Raw genomic sequence first — 16141 nt, 5'->3', positions numbered from 1 at the left:
ACCGGCGCGGGCCCCCGGGCGGACCGCCGCCGCGCCGTTGTGCCAGGCTGGCCGGGTGAGCGACTCCGCCCCCGGGCCCGCCCCCGACGATCTCCAGTGCTCCGCCAAGGGCTGCCGCGCCGACGCCGTCTGGGCCCTCCGCTGGAACAACCCCAAGATCCACACTCCGGACCGGCGGAAGATCTGGCTGGCGTGCGGCGAGCACCGGGAGAGCCTGTCGGCCTTCCTGGACCGGCGGAGCTTCCTGCGCGACGTCGTCCCGGTCGCCGACCGCGACGTACCGCCCACGGAGACCTGACCTCCGGAGCCCGCCCCGCCGCGCGCGGGAGTCCTCAGCCCTCGGGGTCATCCACCCCCGGCGGGGGCCTGCCCGGGGCGGTCGGGCCAGGCTTCGGCCATCTCGGTGAGCCGGGCGGCGGCGTCGCGGGCCGCGGCGCCCCGGCCGACCGCGAGGCCGAGCAGGAACGCGGTCAGCGGCGCGCCCGGCCGGGCCACGCCGTGCGCGACGTCGCGGGCCAGGTCGAGCACCAGGTCGCGGTCGATCTCCGCGCGGTCGAGACCGAGTTCGAGGCAGGCCGCCTCGATCCACTCCTCCAGCACGTCGTCCCCCTCGCCGTTCGCGGTCGCGGGGACCACTCTCGCACGGTCAGGGGCCGGGCCGCGCGGCGAGGTCCTCGGCGCGGGCCAGCGCCTCGGGGTGTCGCAGTCGTACCAGGGCGGGCGGACGTCCCCGGCGAGCGCGACCCGGACGGGGCCGAGCGGGCCGAGCAGGCCCCGCAGGGACGCGCCGCCGTAGCCGTCGAGGGCGGCGCGGAGCGCGCCGGTCCGCCAGCATCCGGCGAGCCACTGCTCGCGGCCGTCGCCGTCGACCAGGACGGCGCCCGGCGCCCCGGCGCGGCGCGCCTCGTCCAGCAGCCGGTCGAGGTGGGCGGGGCGCAGGAACGGCAGGTCGGCGGCCAGCAGCGCCAGCCACGGCGCCCGCGCCAGGGGCAGCCCGGTGCGCAGCGCGGGGACGGGCCCGGCGCCGGGCGGGTCCTCCCGGACGAACGTCGCGCCGTCCGGCAGCCCGGTGCGCGGCGGGCCGACGACGACGAGGCGCCCGGCGCGCGCGGCGGCTCCGGCCACCCACGTGATCAGGGGCCGCCCGCCGACCTCGGCGCCCGGCTTGTCGCCGCCGCCGAACCGGCGCGCGCGCCCGCCCGCGAGGACGACCGCGTCGAAGCCGTCCGCCGCCTCCGCCGCGTCCGGCGCTTCCGGGGCCCCGGCCACGGGCCTCAGCCGCCGATCGCGGACATGGGCCGGGCGGGCTGGAGGAACGCCGGGTCGTCGATGCCGTGCCCGGCGCGCTTGCCGAGGACGGCCTTGCGCCAGCGTTCGGCGAGGTCGGAGTCGGACGCCCCGGCGCGCATCGCGTCGCGCAGGTTGGACTCCTCGGTCGCGAACAGGCAGTTGCGGACCTGCCCGTCGGCGGTCAGCCGGACGCGGTCGCAGGCCCGCAGAACGGCCGCGTCACCGACCCGATCACGCCGACCCGGTCGGGCCCGCCGTCGACCAGGAACGACTCGGCGGGGGCGCTGCCGCGCGCGTCGGGCTCGTCCGGCGCGAGGGTGAACGCCTCGCCGAGCCGGGCCAGGATCTCGTCGGCGGTGATCATGCCGTCGCGGGTCCAGCCGTGCTGGGCGTCCAGCGGCATCTGCTCGATGAACCGCAGCCGGTAGCCGTGCGCCAGGCTGAAGCGCAGCAGCGGGACGGCCTCGTCCTCGTTCACGCCGCGCAGCAGCACCGTGTTGATCTTGACGGGGCGGAGCCGGGACGCGTGCGCGGCGGCGAGGCCCTCCAGCACGTCGGCGAGGCGGTCGCGGTGCGCGAGCCGCTTGAACACCTCCCGGTCGAGGGTGTCGAGCGACACGTTCACCCGGTCGAGGCCGGCGTCCGCGAGGGGCGCGGCGAGCCGGGCGAGGCCGATGCCGTTGGTGGTGAGCGAGATCTCGGGGCGGGGGGACAGCGCGGCGGTGCGCTCCACGATGCCGGCGATGCCGCGCCTCAGCAGCGGCTCCCCGCCGGTGTAGCGGACCTCGGTGACGCCGAGCTTCTCGACGGCGATCCGGACGAGCCGCACGACCTCGTCGTCGGTGAGCAGCTCGGGCTTCGGCAGCCAGTCGAGCCCCTCGGGCGGCATGCAGTACGAGCACCGCAGATTGCACCGGTCCGTCAGGGAGACCCGCAGGTCGGTCGCGGTACGACCGAAGGTGTCGACCAGCACGGATACCCCTCTCCTGCCGCCGGGCGGCGGCGCCGCCCCACATGGGCGTGAACCCCCAGCCTATTGCGGCATCGCGGTGACCGGAGCGGCGCGGGCGACGAGATCGGGCCGTCCGTCGGCCCCGGGCTTAGGATGATCGTCCAAACGGCGGGCCGCCGGGGACCGCGGCCCGGACACGACGGCGACGCGGGAGGCGCGTGTGACCACGCCACGGGAGTGGGAGTTCGCTGGGGTGCGCGGTGCGGTCACCGCGCGGATCTGGCCGAACGGCGGGGCGCGCTACGTGGCGCTGCTCTCGCACGGGTACGGCGAGCACCTCGGCCGCTACCGGTACGCCGCCGACGCGCTCGTCCGGCACGGCGCGGTCGTCTGCGGCCCCGACCACGCCGGGCACGGCCGTTCGGCGGGCGAACGCGTCCTGGTCGACGACGTGGACGCCTGGGTCGCCGACCTGCGCACGGTCGCCGAGTCGGCCAGGCTGGACCATCCGGGGCTGCCCACCGTGCTCATCGGGCACTCGATGGGCGGGCTCATCGCGACCCGCTACGCGCAGCGGTACGGCGCGGAGCTGGCGGCGCTCGTGCTCTCGGGCCCCGTCCTCGGCCGCTGGGACGCCCTGACCGAGCTGCTCAAGCTGGACGAGATGCCCGACGTGCCGATCGACCCGTCCACGCTGTCGCGCGACCCGGAGGTCGGCCGCGCGTACGTCGAGGACCCGCTGGTCTGGCACGGGCCGTTCAAGCGGCCGACCGTCCAGGCGTTGCAGGACGCCATCGACCTGGCCAACGAGCACGGGTCGCTGGGGGCCCTGCCGACGCTGTGGGCGCACGGCGAGGACGACCGGCTCGTGCCCCTGGCCGGCACCCGGGCGGGCATCGAGGCGGTGCGCGGCGACGACCTCACCGAGCGGATCTACCCGGGCGCCCGGCACGAGATCCTGAACGAGACCAACCGCGACGAGGTCCTCGCGGACATCACCGCGTTCATCGACCGCGCCCTCGGCTGAGCCGGTGCCGCGCGCCCGCCGCCCGTCCCCGCGGCGGCTCTCGCTGCGCGCCCGGCTGCTGCTGATCACGCCGGCGCTCGCGCTGGGCGGGCCGGCCCGCCGCCGGAGCTGACCCCGCCCGGCGCGCCGCACGCCCGCCCTTCCGGCGCGGGGAGGCGGGCGCTTCGGCGGCGGTGGTGGCGGCGGCCCGCTCGTCCGCGGGCCGCCGGCGGCCTCAGCCGCCCTTGACGCAGACGAGCTGGCGCAGGTGCGCGACGACCTCGACCAGGTCGGACTGCGCCTCGATCACCGTCTCCAGGTCCTTGTAGGCGCCCGGGATCTCGTCGAGGACGCCGCCGTCCTTGCGGCACTCGACGCCCCTGGTCTGCTCCTCCAGGTCGTCCAGGGTGAACGCCTTGCGGGCCTTGTTGCGGCTCATCCGGCGCCCCGCCCCGTGCGAGGCCGAGTTGAACGCGGTCTCGTTGCCGAGGCCCCGCACGATGTACGTGCCGGTGGCCATCGAGCCCGGGATGATGCCGAGGTCGCCCCGGCCCGCGCGGATCGCGCCCTTGCGGGTGACCAGCAGCTCGACGCCGCCGTACCGCTCCTCCGCGACGTAGTTGTGGTGGCAGGAGATGACCTCGCCCCACCGGCAGAGCTTCTCGCCGAACCTGCGGGTCAGCACGTCCTGCGCGAGCGCGAGCATGACCGCGCGGTTGCGGCGCGCGTACTCCTGCGCCCAGAACAGGTCGCGGCGGTACTCGTCCATCTTGACGGTGCCCGCGAGGAAGACCGCGAGGTCCCGGTCCGGGAGGTCCTGGTTGTGCGGGAGCTTGCGGGCCGCCTCGACGTGGTGCTCGGCGAGCTCCTTGCCGATGTTGCGCGACCCCGAGTGCAGGACGAGCCAGACCGCGCCCTCGTCGTCGGCGCACAGCTCCAGGAAGTGGTTGCCGCCGCCGAGCGTGCCCATCTGGGAACGGGCCCGGCCGAGGCGCCCGCGGACCGCCGGGTGCAGGTCCTCGAACTCCTTCCAGAAGTCGTACCAGCCGCGTTCCCTGAGGCCCGGGAGCGCGGACGGGTCGACCGGGTTCCGGTGCGAGCCCCGGCCCACCGGCACCGCCTTCTCCAGCTTGTGCCGGATCACCGCGAGGTCGTCGGGCAGGTCCTTCACCGTGAGCGTGGACCTGACCGCGGTCATGCCGCAGCCGATGTCGACGCCGACCGCGGCGGGCGACACCGCGTCGCGCATCGCGATCACGGACCCGACCGTCGCGCCCTTGCCGTAGTGCACGTCGGGCATCACCGCGAGGCCCTCCACCCACGGCAGCCCCGACACGTTCCTGAGCTGCTCCAGGGCGACGTCCTCGACCTCGGCGGGGTCGGTCCACATCCGGATCGGAACGCGGCCGCCCTTGAGCGTCTGGTACGGCATCACCTGCTCCTCTCCGTGGATCCGAGGGATGCGAACCGTGATCTATAACGCCAGAGCCGCGAACCGGATTCAACCGGTTTTCCGGGCGTACGGCCGTCCGCCGCTCCCTCTCACCGTACGTAACGGGCCGTTCAGGACTCCTCGTCGGGGACCCGGCGGCCGTCGCCGACGCGGGTCGTCAGGCCCTTCCGGTCGAGGTGCTCCAGCAGCGCGATCACGACGCGGCGCGAGGTCGACAGCGCCTCGCGCGCCTGCGACGGCGTGAACGGCTGCGGCAGCGCCGACAGCACGCGCAGCGCCTCGGCGTCCGCGCCGGGCAGCAGGACGACGCCGTCGCCGAGGCGCAGCACCGCGCCGAGCCGTTCGGCGGCGGCGAGCGCCCGGCCCGTCAGCCCGATCTCGGCGAGCCGTTCCGCGGACGGCGCGTCGAACGGGGCGGGCGCCAGGTGCTCGCGGAGCCGTTCCAGCGCGGCGGACAGCTCGGGCGGGAACGCGGGCGCGGGCCCGTACACCCGGCCCTGCTCCAGCCGCAGCGGCGGGCGGACGAGCGCGGTGACGAGCCGCCGCGCGGGCAGGCCCAGCCGCAGCCGCGCCGCCTCCAGGGGCACGCCGGGCGCGAGGGGCCGGTCGGCGGCGTGCCTGACGGCCTCCTCGGCGAGGCGGCGGTGCAGGTCCTCCCAGTGGCCCGGGTCGGCGAGCCACCCGCCGTCCAGGCTGACCGCGCCGGGCGGCGGGGCGCAGCCCATGACCGCGAGCTCGGACCGGCGCAGCACGCCGTGGCGGCGCAGGACGACCGAGCCGTCCGGGCGGTCGGGCCACGACGCCAGCTCGCGGGCGCGGGCGGCCCCGGCGCCGCGCCGCACGAGCGTCGGCGGCCGGACGTCCAGGACGCTGACGCCCGCGACGGCGCGCCGCCCCGGGTCGCGCAGCAGCGCGGTGTCGCCGACGTGCAGCGGCAGCCGCGAGTTCAGGGTCAGCCGGGCGGTGTCGGGGCCGAGCGGCCGGAGCCGCACGGGGACGGCGGCGGACCCGATGTGCAGGATCATCTGCCGCGCCAGCCGCCCGGACGCCTCGCCGAACCGGGTCCGCACGTCCACGCACGTGGTGTGGGTCCAGCTGTCGGGCGTCACGAGGGCCATGCCGCGCCCGACGCGGTCGCGGTCCAGGCCGCGCAGGTTGAGGGCCACGCGCGCGACGCCGCGCACGGCCTCGTGCGGGCGCTTGGTCGACTCGACCGCGCGGACCCGGACCCGTTCGCCCGTCGGCAGCAGGACCAGCTCGTCCCCGGCGCGGACCGTCCCGGCGGCGAGGGTGCCGGTGACGACGGTGCCGCTGCCCGCGACCGTGAACGCCCGGTCGACCCACAGCCGGACCGGGCTGGACGCGGGCGGGACGGGCAGCCGGGCCGCGAGCCGGTCGAGCGCGGCGACCAGCTCGCCGAGGCCCGCGCCCGTGACGGAGCTGACCGCGACGGCCTCGGCGCCGCGCAGGCCGGTCGTGGCGAGCCGTTCGCGGGCCTGGCGCAGCGCGAGCTTCGGGTCGGCGAGGTCGGAGCGGGTGACGGCGAGGACGCCGTGCCGGACGCCGAGCGCGTCCACGGCGGCGAGGTGCTCCTCCGACTGCGGCATCCAGCCCTCGTCGGCGGCGACGGCGAGCAGCACGGCGGGCACCGGGCCCGCCCCGGCGAGCATGGTCGTCACGAACCGCTCGTGCCCGGGGACGTCCACGAACGCCATCCGCTCGCCCGACGGCAGGTCCGTCCAGGCGAACCCGAGGTCGAGGGTGAGGCCGCGGCGGCGCTCCTCGGCGAGCCGGTCGGGCTCCATCCCCGTCAGCGCGCGCACGAGCGCGGACTTCCCGTGGTCGACGTGCCCCGCTGTGGCGACGACCTGCATCAGTTCCCTTCCCGGGCGGCGCGGACGGCGGCGAGGACGGCGGCGCGCAGCCGGGCGTCGTCGGCGGGGTCCACCGAACGCAGGTCGAGCAGCAGCCGCCCGTCCTCGACACGCCCGACGACGCGCTGGGCGCGCAGCGCCGGAGCCAGCCCGTCCGGCAGCGACACCGCGGCACTCGCCAGCTCCACCCCGGGCGCGCCGCCTCCCCCCACGACCGCGACACAGTCCACGACCCCTACGTCGACCGCCCGCCCAGCCGCGTCCGCCGTACGGTCGGCGGTCAGGTCGGCGGTCAGGTCGGCGGCGAGGCGTTCGGCGCGGGCGCGCAGGTCGCGCACGTCAGCGCGCAGCATCCGCGGCACGGGCGGGCGCGGGCCGCGCAGGGTCGCCTCCAGCGCGGCGAGGGTCAGCTTGTCGACGCGCAGCGCGCGGTAGAGGGGATGGCGGCGGAGCCGTCCGACCACGTCGGCGTCGCCGAGCAGCAGCCCGGCCTGCGGGCCGCCGAGCAGCTTGTCGCCGCTCGCCGTGACGAGCGCGGCGCCCGCGGCGAGCGCGGACGCGGCGTCGGGCTCGTCCGGCAGGGACGGGTCGGGGGCGAGCAGCCCGGAGCCGACGTCCGCGACCACCGGGACGCCGAGCGCCGCGAGGTCGGCCACGCGCGCCTCCGCGGTGAACCCCTCGATCCGGAAGTTGGACGGGTGGACCTTCAGCACGAACCCGGTGTCCGGTCCGATCGCGGCGGCGTAGTCGGCGGCGGTCGTGCGGTTGGTGGTGCCGACCTCGCGGAGCCGCGCGCCGGTCGAGGCGAGCAGGTCCGGCAGCCGGAACCCGTCGCCGATCTCCACCAGCTCGCCCCGTCCGACGACGATCTCGCGCCCGGCGGCGAGGGCGGTCGCGGCGAGTACGAGCGCGGCGGCGTTGTTGTTGACGACCTGCGCGGCGGCCGCCGCGGGGCACGCCGCGAGCAGCGCGTCGAGGGCGCCGCGCCCGCGCGGGCCGCGGCGGCCGGTGGACAGGTCGTACTCGACGTCGGCGCAGCCCGCCGCCGCGGCGACGGCCTCGCGGGCGGCGGCCGACAGCGGCGCCCGGCCGAGGTTGGTGTGCAGCAGGACGCCCGTGGCGTTCAGAACGGGCCCGAGGGACGCGGCGCGCGGGGCAGCCCGTCCAGCGCGGCGGCCACGACGTCGGCCGGGCCGATCTCGCCCGCCCGGACGCGTCCCTGCGCCCGCGCGACGGCCTCCTTGACGATCGTCCCGCCGAGCGCCCCGACGGCGTCGGCCAGCCGGGGTCGGCGAGGACCGCGTCGGTACGGGGCACGCCGCGCCGCGGATCGGGGTCCCGCGGCTCCGGCTCAGGGGGTTCGCCGGGCAGGGGGTCACGCAGACGGAGGTCCACGTCGAGCAACCCTATGGACGCCGGGGCCCGTCGCGGAAGCCGATCCGGCCCATACTCTGAGATCACTAATCTCACATCGCACACGTAAACCAGATGCCGGGACGAATCGTCGCCGGCGTGCTACGGCCGTCCCGCCACAGCGCTCCCGCGCTCCCCGAAAGCCCCGGAGACCACCCTGAGACCGCCCCGGAGCGCGGGTGGCTGCGCCGGGGACGGGACGGGAAGAGGCGGGACGGGAAGAGGCGGGACGGGAAGAGGCGGGACGGGAAGAGGCGGGACGGGAAGAGGCGGGGCGGGAACGCGCCGGACGAGCCGGACGAGCCGCCAACGCGACGGGCCGTGGGAGGGGCTCAGGGTTGGCGTTCGTAGTGCGGGTCGGCGGGGAGTCCGCACTGGTCGCTCAGCGAGTCGGCGTGCGCGACGAAGTCGTCGACCATGCGGTGGACGAGGCCGGCGAGCAGGCGGCGCTCGTCCGGGGACCATCCGGCGAGCGCCTCGTCCATCCAGCGCCGCCCGACCGCCCGGATGCACTCGACGGCGTCGCGGCCCGAGTCGCAGAGCCGGACCCGCTGCGCGCGGCCGTCGTCGGGGTCGGGGACCCGCTCGACGTAGCCGGCGCGTTCGAGGCGCTGCACCTGGCGGGTGACGTGCGGAGCCTCCACGGCCAGCCGGGCGGCCATCTCCGAGGGGCGCATCGGCTCGCCCTGCTCGGCGAGCAGCCGCAGCATCGGCACGGCGGCGCGGTCGACCGGCACGCCGGCCGCCGCCACGGTGCGGTCGTGCCGGCGGCTGCGGGTCAGCAGGTGGGAGATGCGGGTGATCGCGCGTTCGATCTCCATGATCTCGCGGGGGACCTCGGCCGGGAACTGCGGTGACGCCATGTGACCCAGCCTACCGGTTACTTACTTAAGGCAAGTAAGTAGAATCGCCGGGTCCCCCGTCCGGACCCCTAGGAGGTCACATGTCCCGCGTCCCCACCGTGGCGCCCGAGAAGGCCGGGCGCGCGGCGCGGCCCGCGCACACCGGCCTCACGCTGCTCGCGCTGGCGACCGCCGGGATGGTCGTCTCGGTCCAGCAGACGCTGGTGATCCCGCTGCTGCCCCGCCTGATGGAACGCTTCGACGTGTCGGTCACGGCGGTGACCTGGGTGTTCACCGCCTCGCTGCTCGCCGGGGCGGTCGCCACGCCGCTGCTGTCGCGGTTCGGCGACATGTACGGCAAGAAGCGGATGATCCTGCTGGCCATGGGCCTGCTGGTGGTCGGGTCGGTCATCTGCGCGGTGTCGGGCTCCCTCGGCCTGCTCATCGTCGGCCGCACCCTCCAGGGCACCTCGTCGGCCCTCATCCCCCTCGCGATCGGCATGATCCGCGACACGTTCCCGAGGGAGCGGGTCACCACCGCGATCGGCATCGTCAGCGCCACGATGGGCGTCGGCGGCACCATCGGGATGATCGTGACCGGCCTCATCGCCGACCGCACCGAGAGCCACCACCCGATGTTCTGGATCGCGGCGGGGCTCGCCGCCGCCGGGCTGGTGCTGGTCTGGTTCAGCGCGCCGGACGTCGGCGCGCGCACGGGCGGCCGCCCCGACATCGCGGGCGCGGTCGTGCTCGCCGGGTGGCTGGTCTGCCTGCTGCTCGGCATCAGCCAGGGCAACGCCTGGGGCTGGACGTCCGGCGGCGTCCTCGGCCTGTTCGGCGGCGCGGTCGCGCTGTGCGCGGCGTGGGTCGCGATCGAGCTGAGGGTGCGCGAGCCGCTGGTGCGGCTCGGGCTGCTCGTCGGCCAGAAGTCGCTGTCGGCGAACGTGGCGTCCGCGCTGCTCGGCTTCTCGATGTTCGCCGCGTTCACGCTGATCTCCAGCTTCGTGCAGTCGCCCAAGGACAAGATCGGGTACGGGCTGAGCGGGTCGGTGCTGGACGTCGGCCTCTACATGCTGCCGAGCACCGTGACGATGCTGCTGTTCTCCGCGCTCGCCGGACGGTTCGCGGCCCGGCTCGGGGCCGCGCACACCCTCGCGATCGGGTCGGTGTTCGCGGGGCTGAGCTACGTGTGGCTCGCGCTGTCCAACGCCCACGGGTACGACATGCTGGCGTTCAGCGCGATCCAGGGCGTCGGGTTCGGCATCGCGTACGCGGCGCTCGGCACCCTCGCGGTGCAGCACGTCCCGATGGACCAGAGCGGCATCGCCAGCGGCATCAACTCGCTGGTCCGCACGACCGGCGGCAGCATCGCGGGCGCCGTCACCGCGGCCATCCTCACCGGGCAGGTCATCGCGGGCACGTCCGTCCCGACGCTGCACGCCTACGAGCTGTGCTTCTGGATCGTCGCGGCCGGGGCCGTCCTCGCCGCCGCGGTCGCGCTCGGGCACGGCCTGCGGCACCGCGAAGCCTGACCGCCCGGACGTCCCCGCGGGGCCGTCCGGAGCGGGCGGGCGGCGGCGGAGTCCGGCGCGGGGCCTTGACGAACGGCGCCCGCGCCATGCCCTATAGGGATGCGCCCCGAATTGGTGATTGGGGCAGGGGACCGCACCGGAGGACGGACGACATGGGCGCCTACGCGGCCGCGTACGAACGGAGCATCGCCGACCCCACCCGCTTCTGGGGGCTCGCCGCGCGGGACATCCGCTGGCTCGTCCCGCCGGACCGCGTGCTGGACGACGGCGCGCCGCCGTTCTACCGCTGGTTCACCGGCGGCGAGCTCAACACGTGCGACAACGCGCTGGACCGGCACGTCGAGGAGGGCCGCGGCGACCAGCCAGCGCTGATCTACGACAGCCCGGTCACCGGCACCGTGCGGACCTTCACCTACCGGGAGCTGACCGCCGAGGTCGCGCGGTTCGCGGGCGCGCTGCGGGCGCTCGGCGTCGACCGCGGCGACCGGGTGGTGATCTACCTGCCGATGGTGCCCGAGGCGGTCGTCGCGATGCTGGCGTGCGCGCGGCTCGGCGCGGTGCACTCGGTGGTGTTCGGCGGGTTCGCGGCGCGCGAGCTGGCGGTGCGGATCGACGACGCCCGCCCGAAGGCGGTCGTGTCGGCGTCGTGCGGGATCGAGGGCGACCGCGTCGTCCCGTACAAGCCGCTGCTCGACCAGGCCCTCGACCTCGCCTCCCACAAGGTCGACCACTGCGTCCTGCGGCAGCGCCCGCAGCTGCACGCCGACCTCGTCCGGCCGCGCGACGTGGAGTGGGACGAGGCGGTCGAGCACGCCGAGCCCGCCGGGTGCGTCCCGGTCGCGGCGACCGACCCGCTCTACATCCTCTACACCTCCGGGACGACCGGCCGCCCGAAGGGCGTCGTCCGCGACAACGGCGGGCACGCGGTCGCGCTGCGCTGGTCGATGGAGAACGTGTTCGGCGTCGGGCCGGGCGACGTGTTCTGGGCCGCGTCCGACGTCGGCTGGGTCGTCGGGCACTCCTACATCGTGTACGCGCCGCTGCTCACCGGCTGCACGACGGTGCTGTACGAGGGCAAGCCGGTCGGGACGCCCGACTCCGGCGCGTTCTGGCGGGTGGCGGCGCAGCACCGGGTGAAGGCGCTGTTCACCGCGCCGACCGCGATCCGGGCGATCAAGAAGGAGGACCCGGACGGGGCGCGGCTCGCCGGGCACGACCTGTCGGCGCTCGACACGCTGTTCCTCGCGGGCGAGCGCCTGGACCCCGAGACGTACCGGTGGGCCTCGCGCGTGCTCGAACGCCCGGTCGTGGACCACTGGTGGCAGACCGAGACGGGCTGGCCCATCGTCGCGAACCTGCGCGGGCTGGAGCCGATGCCGCTCAAGCCCGGCTCCCCGTCGGTGCCGGTGCCGGGCTTCGACGTCCGCGTGCTCGGCCCGGACGGCGCGCCGCTGCCGCCGGGCGAGGACGGCGACATCGTGCTGCGCCTGCCGCTGCCGCCGGGGACGCTGCCCACGCTGTGGCAGGACGACGAGCGGTTCGTCGAGTCGTACCTGACCCGGCACCCGGGGCACTACCTGACCGGCGACGGCGGGCACATCGACGGGGACGGCTACGTGTGGGTGATGGGCCGCACCGACGACGTGATCAACGTGGCCGGGCACCGGCTGTCCACCGGGACGATGGAGGAGGTCATCGCGGCGCACCCGGCCGTCGCCGAGTGCGCGGTGATCGGCGTGCTCGACGCGCTGAAGGGGCAGGTGCCGCGCGGCCTGGTCGTGCTGAAGAGCGGGGTCCTCGCCGAGCCCGGGGAGCTGGCCGCCGAGCTGGTGGCGATGGTCCGCGACCAGGTCGGCCCGGTCGCGGCGCTGAAGGAGGTCACGGTGGTGCCGGCGCTGCCGAAGACCCGTTCGGGCAAGATCCTGCGCGGGGTGATGCGCGGCATCGCCGACGGGCGGGAGGTCACCGTGCCGTCCACCATCGAGGACCCGGCCGTGCTGGACGGGCTGCGGCCCGTCCTGCGCCGTCCCGATGCCTGACCCGGCCCCGCGCCGCCGGGGCCGGCCGCGCGGGCGCGCGGCCGGCCGGGCGGGCGCGTATCGGCTGGTCAGGCCGTCAGGCGGGCGTCAGCGCGCGGACTTCTTGGGCCAGAACATCGCGACGAGGTAGACCCCGAGGGCCGCGATCGCCACCTGGAAGATCGTCTCCCAGAAGTTCCAGCCGTGGGTCTTCAGGCCGAACAGATGGCTCAGGCCCGTTCCGGCGAAGGCCGCGACGATGCCGACCAGGACGGTCAGCCAGATCGACATGTTCTGCTTGCCCGGCACGATGAGCCGTCCCAGCGCACCGATGATCGCGCCGAAGACGATGGCGGTGATGATGCCCCCGATGGTCATGTCCGCTCCCCCGGTCGACGGTCGGCCTCGCGTCCAGCGGCGGCCGTGCTGGAGGGATACCCGCAATGACGATCACTGACACGACCAGCGGGAACGCGGCGCGCCGCCGCGCCGGGCCCCAGCCGGCGGCGGCGCGGCGGGAGCGCTCCGGTCAGCGGACGACGAGGGCCCGGCGGCCCTTCGGCACCAGCTCCCCCACGACGGGCGCGCCGGGGATCTCGCCCGCCACGAGGAGGCCGCCGGAGGTCTGCGCGTCGGCGAGCAGGAGCCGCTCCTCCTCGGCGATGCGGCCGAAGTCGGTGTGCGGCGTCACCCAGGCGAGGTTGCGGCGCGACCCGCCCGGCACGAAGCCGTCGCGGGCGGCGGCGCGGGCGCCGTCGAGGTACGGGACGGCCGCCGCGTCGACCACGGCGGTCACGCCGCTCGCGCGGGCCAGCTTGTAGAGGTGGCCGAGCAGCCCGAAGCCGGTGACGTCGGTCGCGCAGCCGATGCCGCGCTCCAGCGCCGCCCGTCCCGCCGCGGCGTTGAGGGCGGCCATCGTCTCGACGGCCTGCGGGAACACCTCGCCCGTCGCCTTGTGGCGGGCGTTGAGGACGCCGACGCCGAGCGGCTTGCTCAGCGACAGGGGGACGCCGGGGCGCCCGGCGCCGAGGCGCAGCAGGCGGGCCGGGTCGGCGGTGCCGGTGACGGCCAGGCCGTACTTCGGCTCGGGGTCGTCGATGCTGTGGCCGCCCGCGATCGGGCAGCCCGCCCCGGCGGCGGTGTCGCGCCCGCCGCGCAGCACCTCGCGGGCCATCTCGGCGGGCAGGACGTCGCGCGGCCAGCCGAACAGGTTGAGCGCCATGACGGGCTCGCCGCCGACGGCGTAGACGTCGGAGAGCGCGTTGGCGGCGGCGATGCGGCCCCAGTCGTACGGGTCGTCCACGACCGGCGGGAAGAAGTCGGCGGTGGACACGATCGCGCGGCCGTCCGCGACGCGCAGCACGGCCGCGTCGTCGCCGTCCTCGGCCCCGACGAGCAGGTCCCCGGACGCGGTGGCGGCGAGGCCGGACACGACCCGTTCCAGCTCCCCGGGCGGGATCTTGCACGCGCAGCCGCCGCCGCGGGCGTACTGGGTGAGGCGCGGTCTACCGCCGGGGATGGTCACAGCCGGAATTTATCCCACGATCCGGGCAAATGATCAAGAAACGGACGGTACGGGCACGGTCACCCGCCGGCCATGCTCGCCTCCGACCAGGTCCGGATCGCGCCGGGAGGGCGCGGGCCCCTTGTCCGAACGGGGTTCGGCATGGTGCGATTCCCCTCTGCAAGTGAACACTGACATCGGTGCATTCTGCACGGGCCGAGAGGGGCGCGAGATGGTCGAAGCCGGGATCCGGGAGCGGCGCGCTGAGCTGGAGCGGGCGATCGCGGGGCAGACGGTCTGCACCAGGCTGGCGGACACCGCCGAACGGCACGGCGGGCTGCCCGCCTACTCCGACCGCGACGGCGACGCGTGGACCACCCTGACGTGGGGCGACACGCGGCGGCGGGCGCTGGAGACGGCGGCCGGGTACGCCGCGCTCGGGCTGGAGCCCGGCGACGTGGTGGCGCTGATGATGCCCAACCGGTCCGAGCACGTGCTCGCCGACCTCGGCGCGGTGCACGCGGGCGGCGTCCCGACCACGGTGTACGCGACGCTCGCCCCCGACCAGGTCGCGTTCGTGGCCGCCAACTGCTCGGCGCGGATCGCCGTGCTGGACGGCCGCGACCAGCTCGACCGCTGGCTGCCCGTCCTGGACCGCCTGCCCGCCCTGCGCAGGATCGTCGTGGTCGACGCCGAGGCGTGCCCGTCCGGCGACGACCGGTTCCTCACCTGGGAGTCGTTCACCGCCCTCGGCCGCGAACGGCTCGCCGCCGACCCCGGCGAGGTGGACCGGCGCTGGCGCGCGGTCAAGCCCTCCGACACCGTCACCCTGCTCTACACCTCCGGGACGACCGGCGACCCGAAGGGCGTGCTGATCACGCACTCGATGGTGCTGAGCGAGGCGGCGATGGTGCGGTCCACCTCGGTGCTGCCCGAGCACCCGTCCGGCGTCTCCTACCTGCCGTTCGCGCACATCGCCGACCGCGTGCTCAGCTACTACCTCCCGGTCTGCCTCGCCGCGCACGTGCACTTCTGCCCCGACCCGGCCCAGCTCACGGCCGCGCTGCGCGACGTGCGCCCGCACTCGTTCTTCGGCGTGCCGCGGGTCTGGGAGAAGATCATGGCGGGCATCCAGGCGGTGCTGTCGGCCGAGCGGGACGAGGCGAAGAAGGCGGCCGTCGAGCAGGCCCTGGAGGCCGGCCGGGCGTACGTCGCGAGCCAGGAGTACGGCAGGACGACCACGCCCGAGGTCCGCGAGGCGTTCGAACGGGCCGACGCGGCCGTGCTGACGCCGATGCGGGCGCTGCTCGGCCTCGACCGGGTCGGGCAGGCGTCCAGCGCCGCCGCGCCGCTGCCGGTCGAGGTCGCGCGGTTCTTCGCCGGGCTCGGGCTGAAGATCTTCGACGCGTACGGGATGACCGAGACGACCGGCGCGATCACCGCCAACCTCGCCGACTCGTTCAAGCTCGGCACGGTCGGGCGGCCGTTCGACGGCGTGGAGCTGCGGCTCGCGGAGGACGGCGAGATCCTCGTGCGCGGCGCGACCTGCACGCCCGGCTACCTGGACCGGCCCGAGGCGACCGCCGAGCTGCTGGACCCCGACGGCTGGGTGCGCACCGGCGACGTCGGCGTGCTGGACGAGGACGGGTTCCTCAGCGTCGTGGACCGCAAGAAGGAGATCATCATCACCGCGGGCGGCGAGAACATCGCCCCGTCCCTCATCGAGAACCACCTGAAGGAGCACCCGCTCGTCGGGCAGGCGCTCGCGTTCGGCGACAAGCGCCCCTACGTCGTCGCCCTGATCACGCTGGACGGGGAGGTCGCGCCGGTCTGGGCCGCCGCGCACGGCGTGGACACGACCGACCTCGCGGCCCTCGCCGCGCACCCGCTCGTCCTGGAGGAGGTGGGCCGGGCGGTGGAGGACGCCAACGCGCGCCTCGCCCGCGTCCAGCAGGTCAAGAAGTGGCGGCTGCTCCCGGCCGAGTGGACCGCCGAGAGCGAGGAGCTCACCCCCACCCTCAAGCTGAAGCGCCGCGTCGTGCACACCAAGTACACCGACGTCCTGGAGTCCCTCTACGGCGCCTGACGCGCCCGCCGCGCCCGCCCCGTGCCGGACACGGCCCGTCGGGGCCGCGGGCCGGCACGGGCGGCTACGCTGCCCGGCGGAGGCGCGCGAGCGCCTGGTGGCCTCCCCGGCCTTCAAAGCCGGTGGACCCGAGGACCTCGGGTCGGCGGGTTCGATTCCCGTGCGCCTCCG

12 protein-coding genes, 1 tRNA gene and 1 pseudogene are annotated in these 16141 nt (G+C 75.8%); 6 read left to right on the top strand and 8 right to left on the bottom strand.

What is annotated here, in order from left to right:
* Positions 1-55 precede the first annotated feature (55 nt).
* Positions 56-298, top strand: a complete 243-nt coding sequence (locus GEV43_RS37905; protein ID WP_160825512.1) for a hypothetical protein — start codon at positions 56-58, stop codon at positions 296-298.
* A gap of 47 nt (positions 299-345) precedes the next feature.
* Here GEV43_RS37905 and GEV43_RS56680 read toward each other — a convergent pair whose 3' ends face one another.
* Positions 346-1269 (bottom strand): NTP transferase domain-containing protein, encoded by a 924-nt coding sequence (locus GEV43_RS56680; protein WP_160825511.1) that lies wholly within the window; start codon positions 1267-1269, stop codon positions 346-348.
* 5 nt (positions 1270-1274) lie between these two features.
* Positions 1275-2263: pseudogene (gene moaA, locus GEV43_RS37895) on the bottom strand (GTP 3',8-cyclase MoaA).
* A gap of 199 nt (positions 2264-2462) precedes the next feature.
* Here moaA and GEV43_RS37890 point away from each other — a divergent pair.
* The gene (locus GEV43_RS37890; protein WP_160825510.1) at positions 2463-3269 is read left to right on the top strand and encodes an alpha/beta hydrolase; all 807 of its coding nucleotides are present in this window, start codon (positions 2463-2465) and stop codon (positions 3267-3269) included.
* A 214-nt stretch (positions 3270-3483) separates the two neighbouring features.
* Here the strand turns inward: GEV43_RS37890 and GEV43_RS37885 are convergent, their stop codons facing one another.
* The 4 genes from GEV43_RS37885 to GEV43_RS37870 form a co-directional block, all read right to left on the bottom strand.
* A complete protein-coding gene (locus tag GEV43_RS37885; protein WP_160825509.1) occupies positions 3484-4680 on the bottom strand; it encodes an RtcB family protein in 1197 nt (398 codons plus the stop codon).
* Between the two features lie 131 nt (positions 4681-4811).
* The gene (gene selB, locus GEV43_RS37880) at positions 4812-6575 is read right to left on the bottom strand and encodes a selenocysteine-specific translation elongation factor (RefSeq protein ID WP_160825508.1); all 1764 of its coding nucleotides are present in this window, start codon (positions 6573-6575) and stop codon (positions 4812-4814) included.
* Complete coding sequence (selA, locus tag GEV43_RS37875) at positions 6575-7954, bottom strand: L-seryl-tRNA(Sec) selenium transferase (RefSeq protein ID WP_309240145.1); 1380 nt, start codon at positions 7952-7954, stop codon at positions 6575-6577. Before selA ends, selB begins: the two co-directional genes overlap by 1 nt.
* A 366-nt stretch (positions 7955-8320) precedes the next feature.
* Positions 8321-8851: a MarR family winged helix-turn-helix transcriptional regulator gene (locus GEV43_RS37870; protein ID WP_160825507.1), complete on the bottom strand. Its 531-nt coding sequence runs from the start codon at positions 8849-8851 to the stop codon at positions 8321-8323.
* A gap of 80 nt (positions 8852-8931) precedes the next feature.
* On the opposite strand from GEV43_RS37870, the gene GEV43_RS37865 reads away from it, so the two are divergent.
* A complete protein-coding gene (locus tag GEV43_RS37865; protein WP_160825506.1) occupies positions 8932-10362 on the top strand; it encodes an MFS transporter in 1431 nt (476 codons plus the stop codon).
* Between the two features lie 152 nt (positions 10363-10514).
* Positions 10515-12401 (top strand): propionyl-CoA synthetase, encoded by a 1887-nt coding sequence (locus GEV43_RS37860; RefSeq protein ID WP_160825505.1) that lies wholly within the window; start codon positions 10515-10517, stop codon positions 12399-12401.
* An 87-nt stretch (positions 12402-12488) separates the two neighbouring features.
* Here GEV43_RS37860 and GEV43_RS37855 read toward each other — a convergent pair whose 3' ends face one another.
* Positions 12489-12758, bottom strand: a complete 270-nt coding sequence (locus GEV43_RS37855; RefSeq protein WP_160825504.1) for a GlsB/YeaQ/YmgE family stress response membrane protein — start codon at positions 12756-12758, stop codon at positions 12489-12491.
* Between the two features lie 151 nt (positions 12759-12909).
* Complete coding sequence (gene selD, locus GEV43_RS37850; protein WP_160826072.1) at positions 12910-13899, bottom strand: selenide, water dikinase SelD; 990 nt, start codon at positions 13897-13899, stop codon at positions 12910-12912.
* Positions 13900-14116: 217 nt separating this feature from the next.
* On the opposite strand from selD, the gene GEV43_RS37845 reads away from it, so the two are divergent.
* Both GEV43_RS37845 and GEV43_RS37840 read left to right on the top strand, forming a co-directional pair.
* Positions 14117-15970: a long-chain fatty acid--CoA ligase gene (locus tag GEV43_RS37845; RefSeq protein ID WP_160825503.1), complete on the top strand. Its 1854-nt coding sequence runs from the start codon at positions 14117-14119 to the stop codon at positions 15968-15970.
* Positions 15971-16048: 78 nt separating this feature from the next.
* Positions 16049-16141, top strand: a tRNA-Sec gene (locus GEV43_RS37840).

The sequence above is a fragment of the Actinomadura sp. J1-007 genome (assembly GCF_009793335.1).
In the GTDB taxonomy this organism is placed as follows: domain Bacteria; phylum Actinomycetota; class Actinomycetes; order Streptosporangiales; family Streptosporangiaceae; genus Spirillospora; species Spirillospora yumaensis.
Note: the sequence above shows the minus strand (reverse complement) of the source record. Positions and strands in the feature narration are given on the sequence as shown.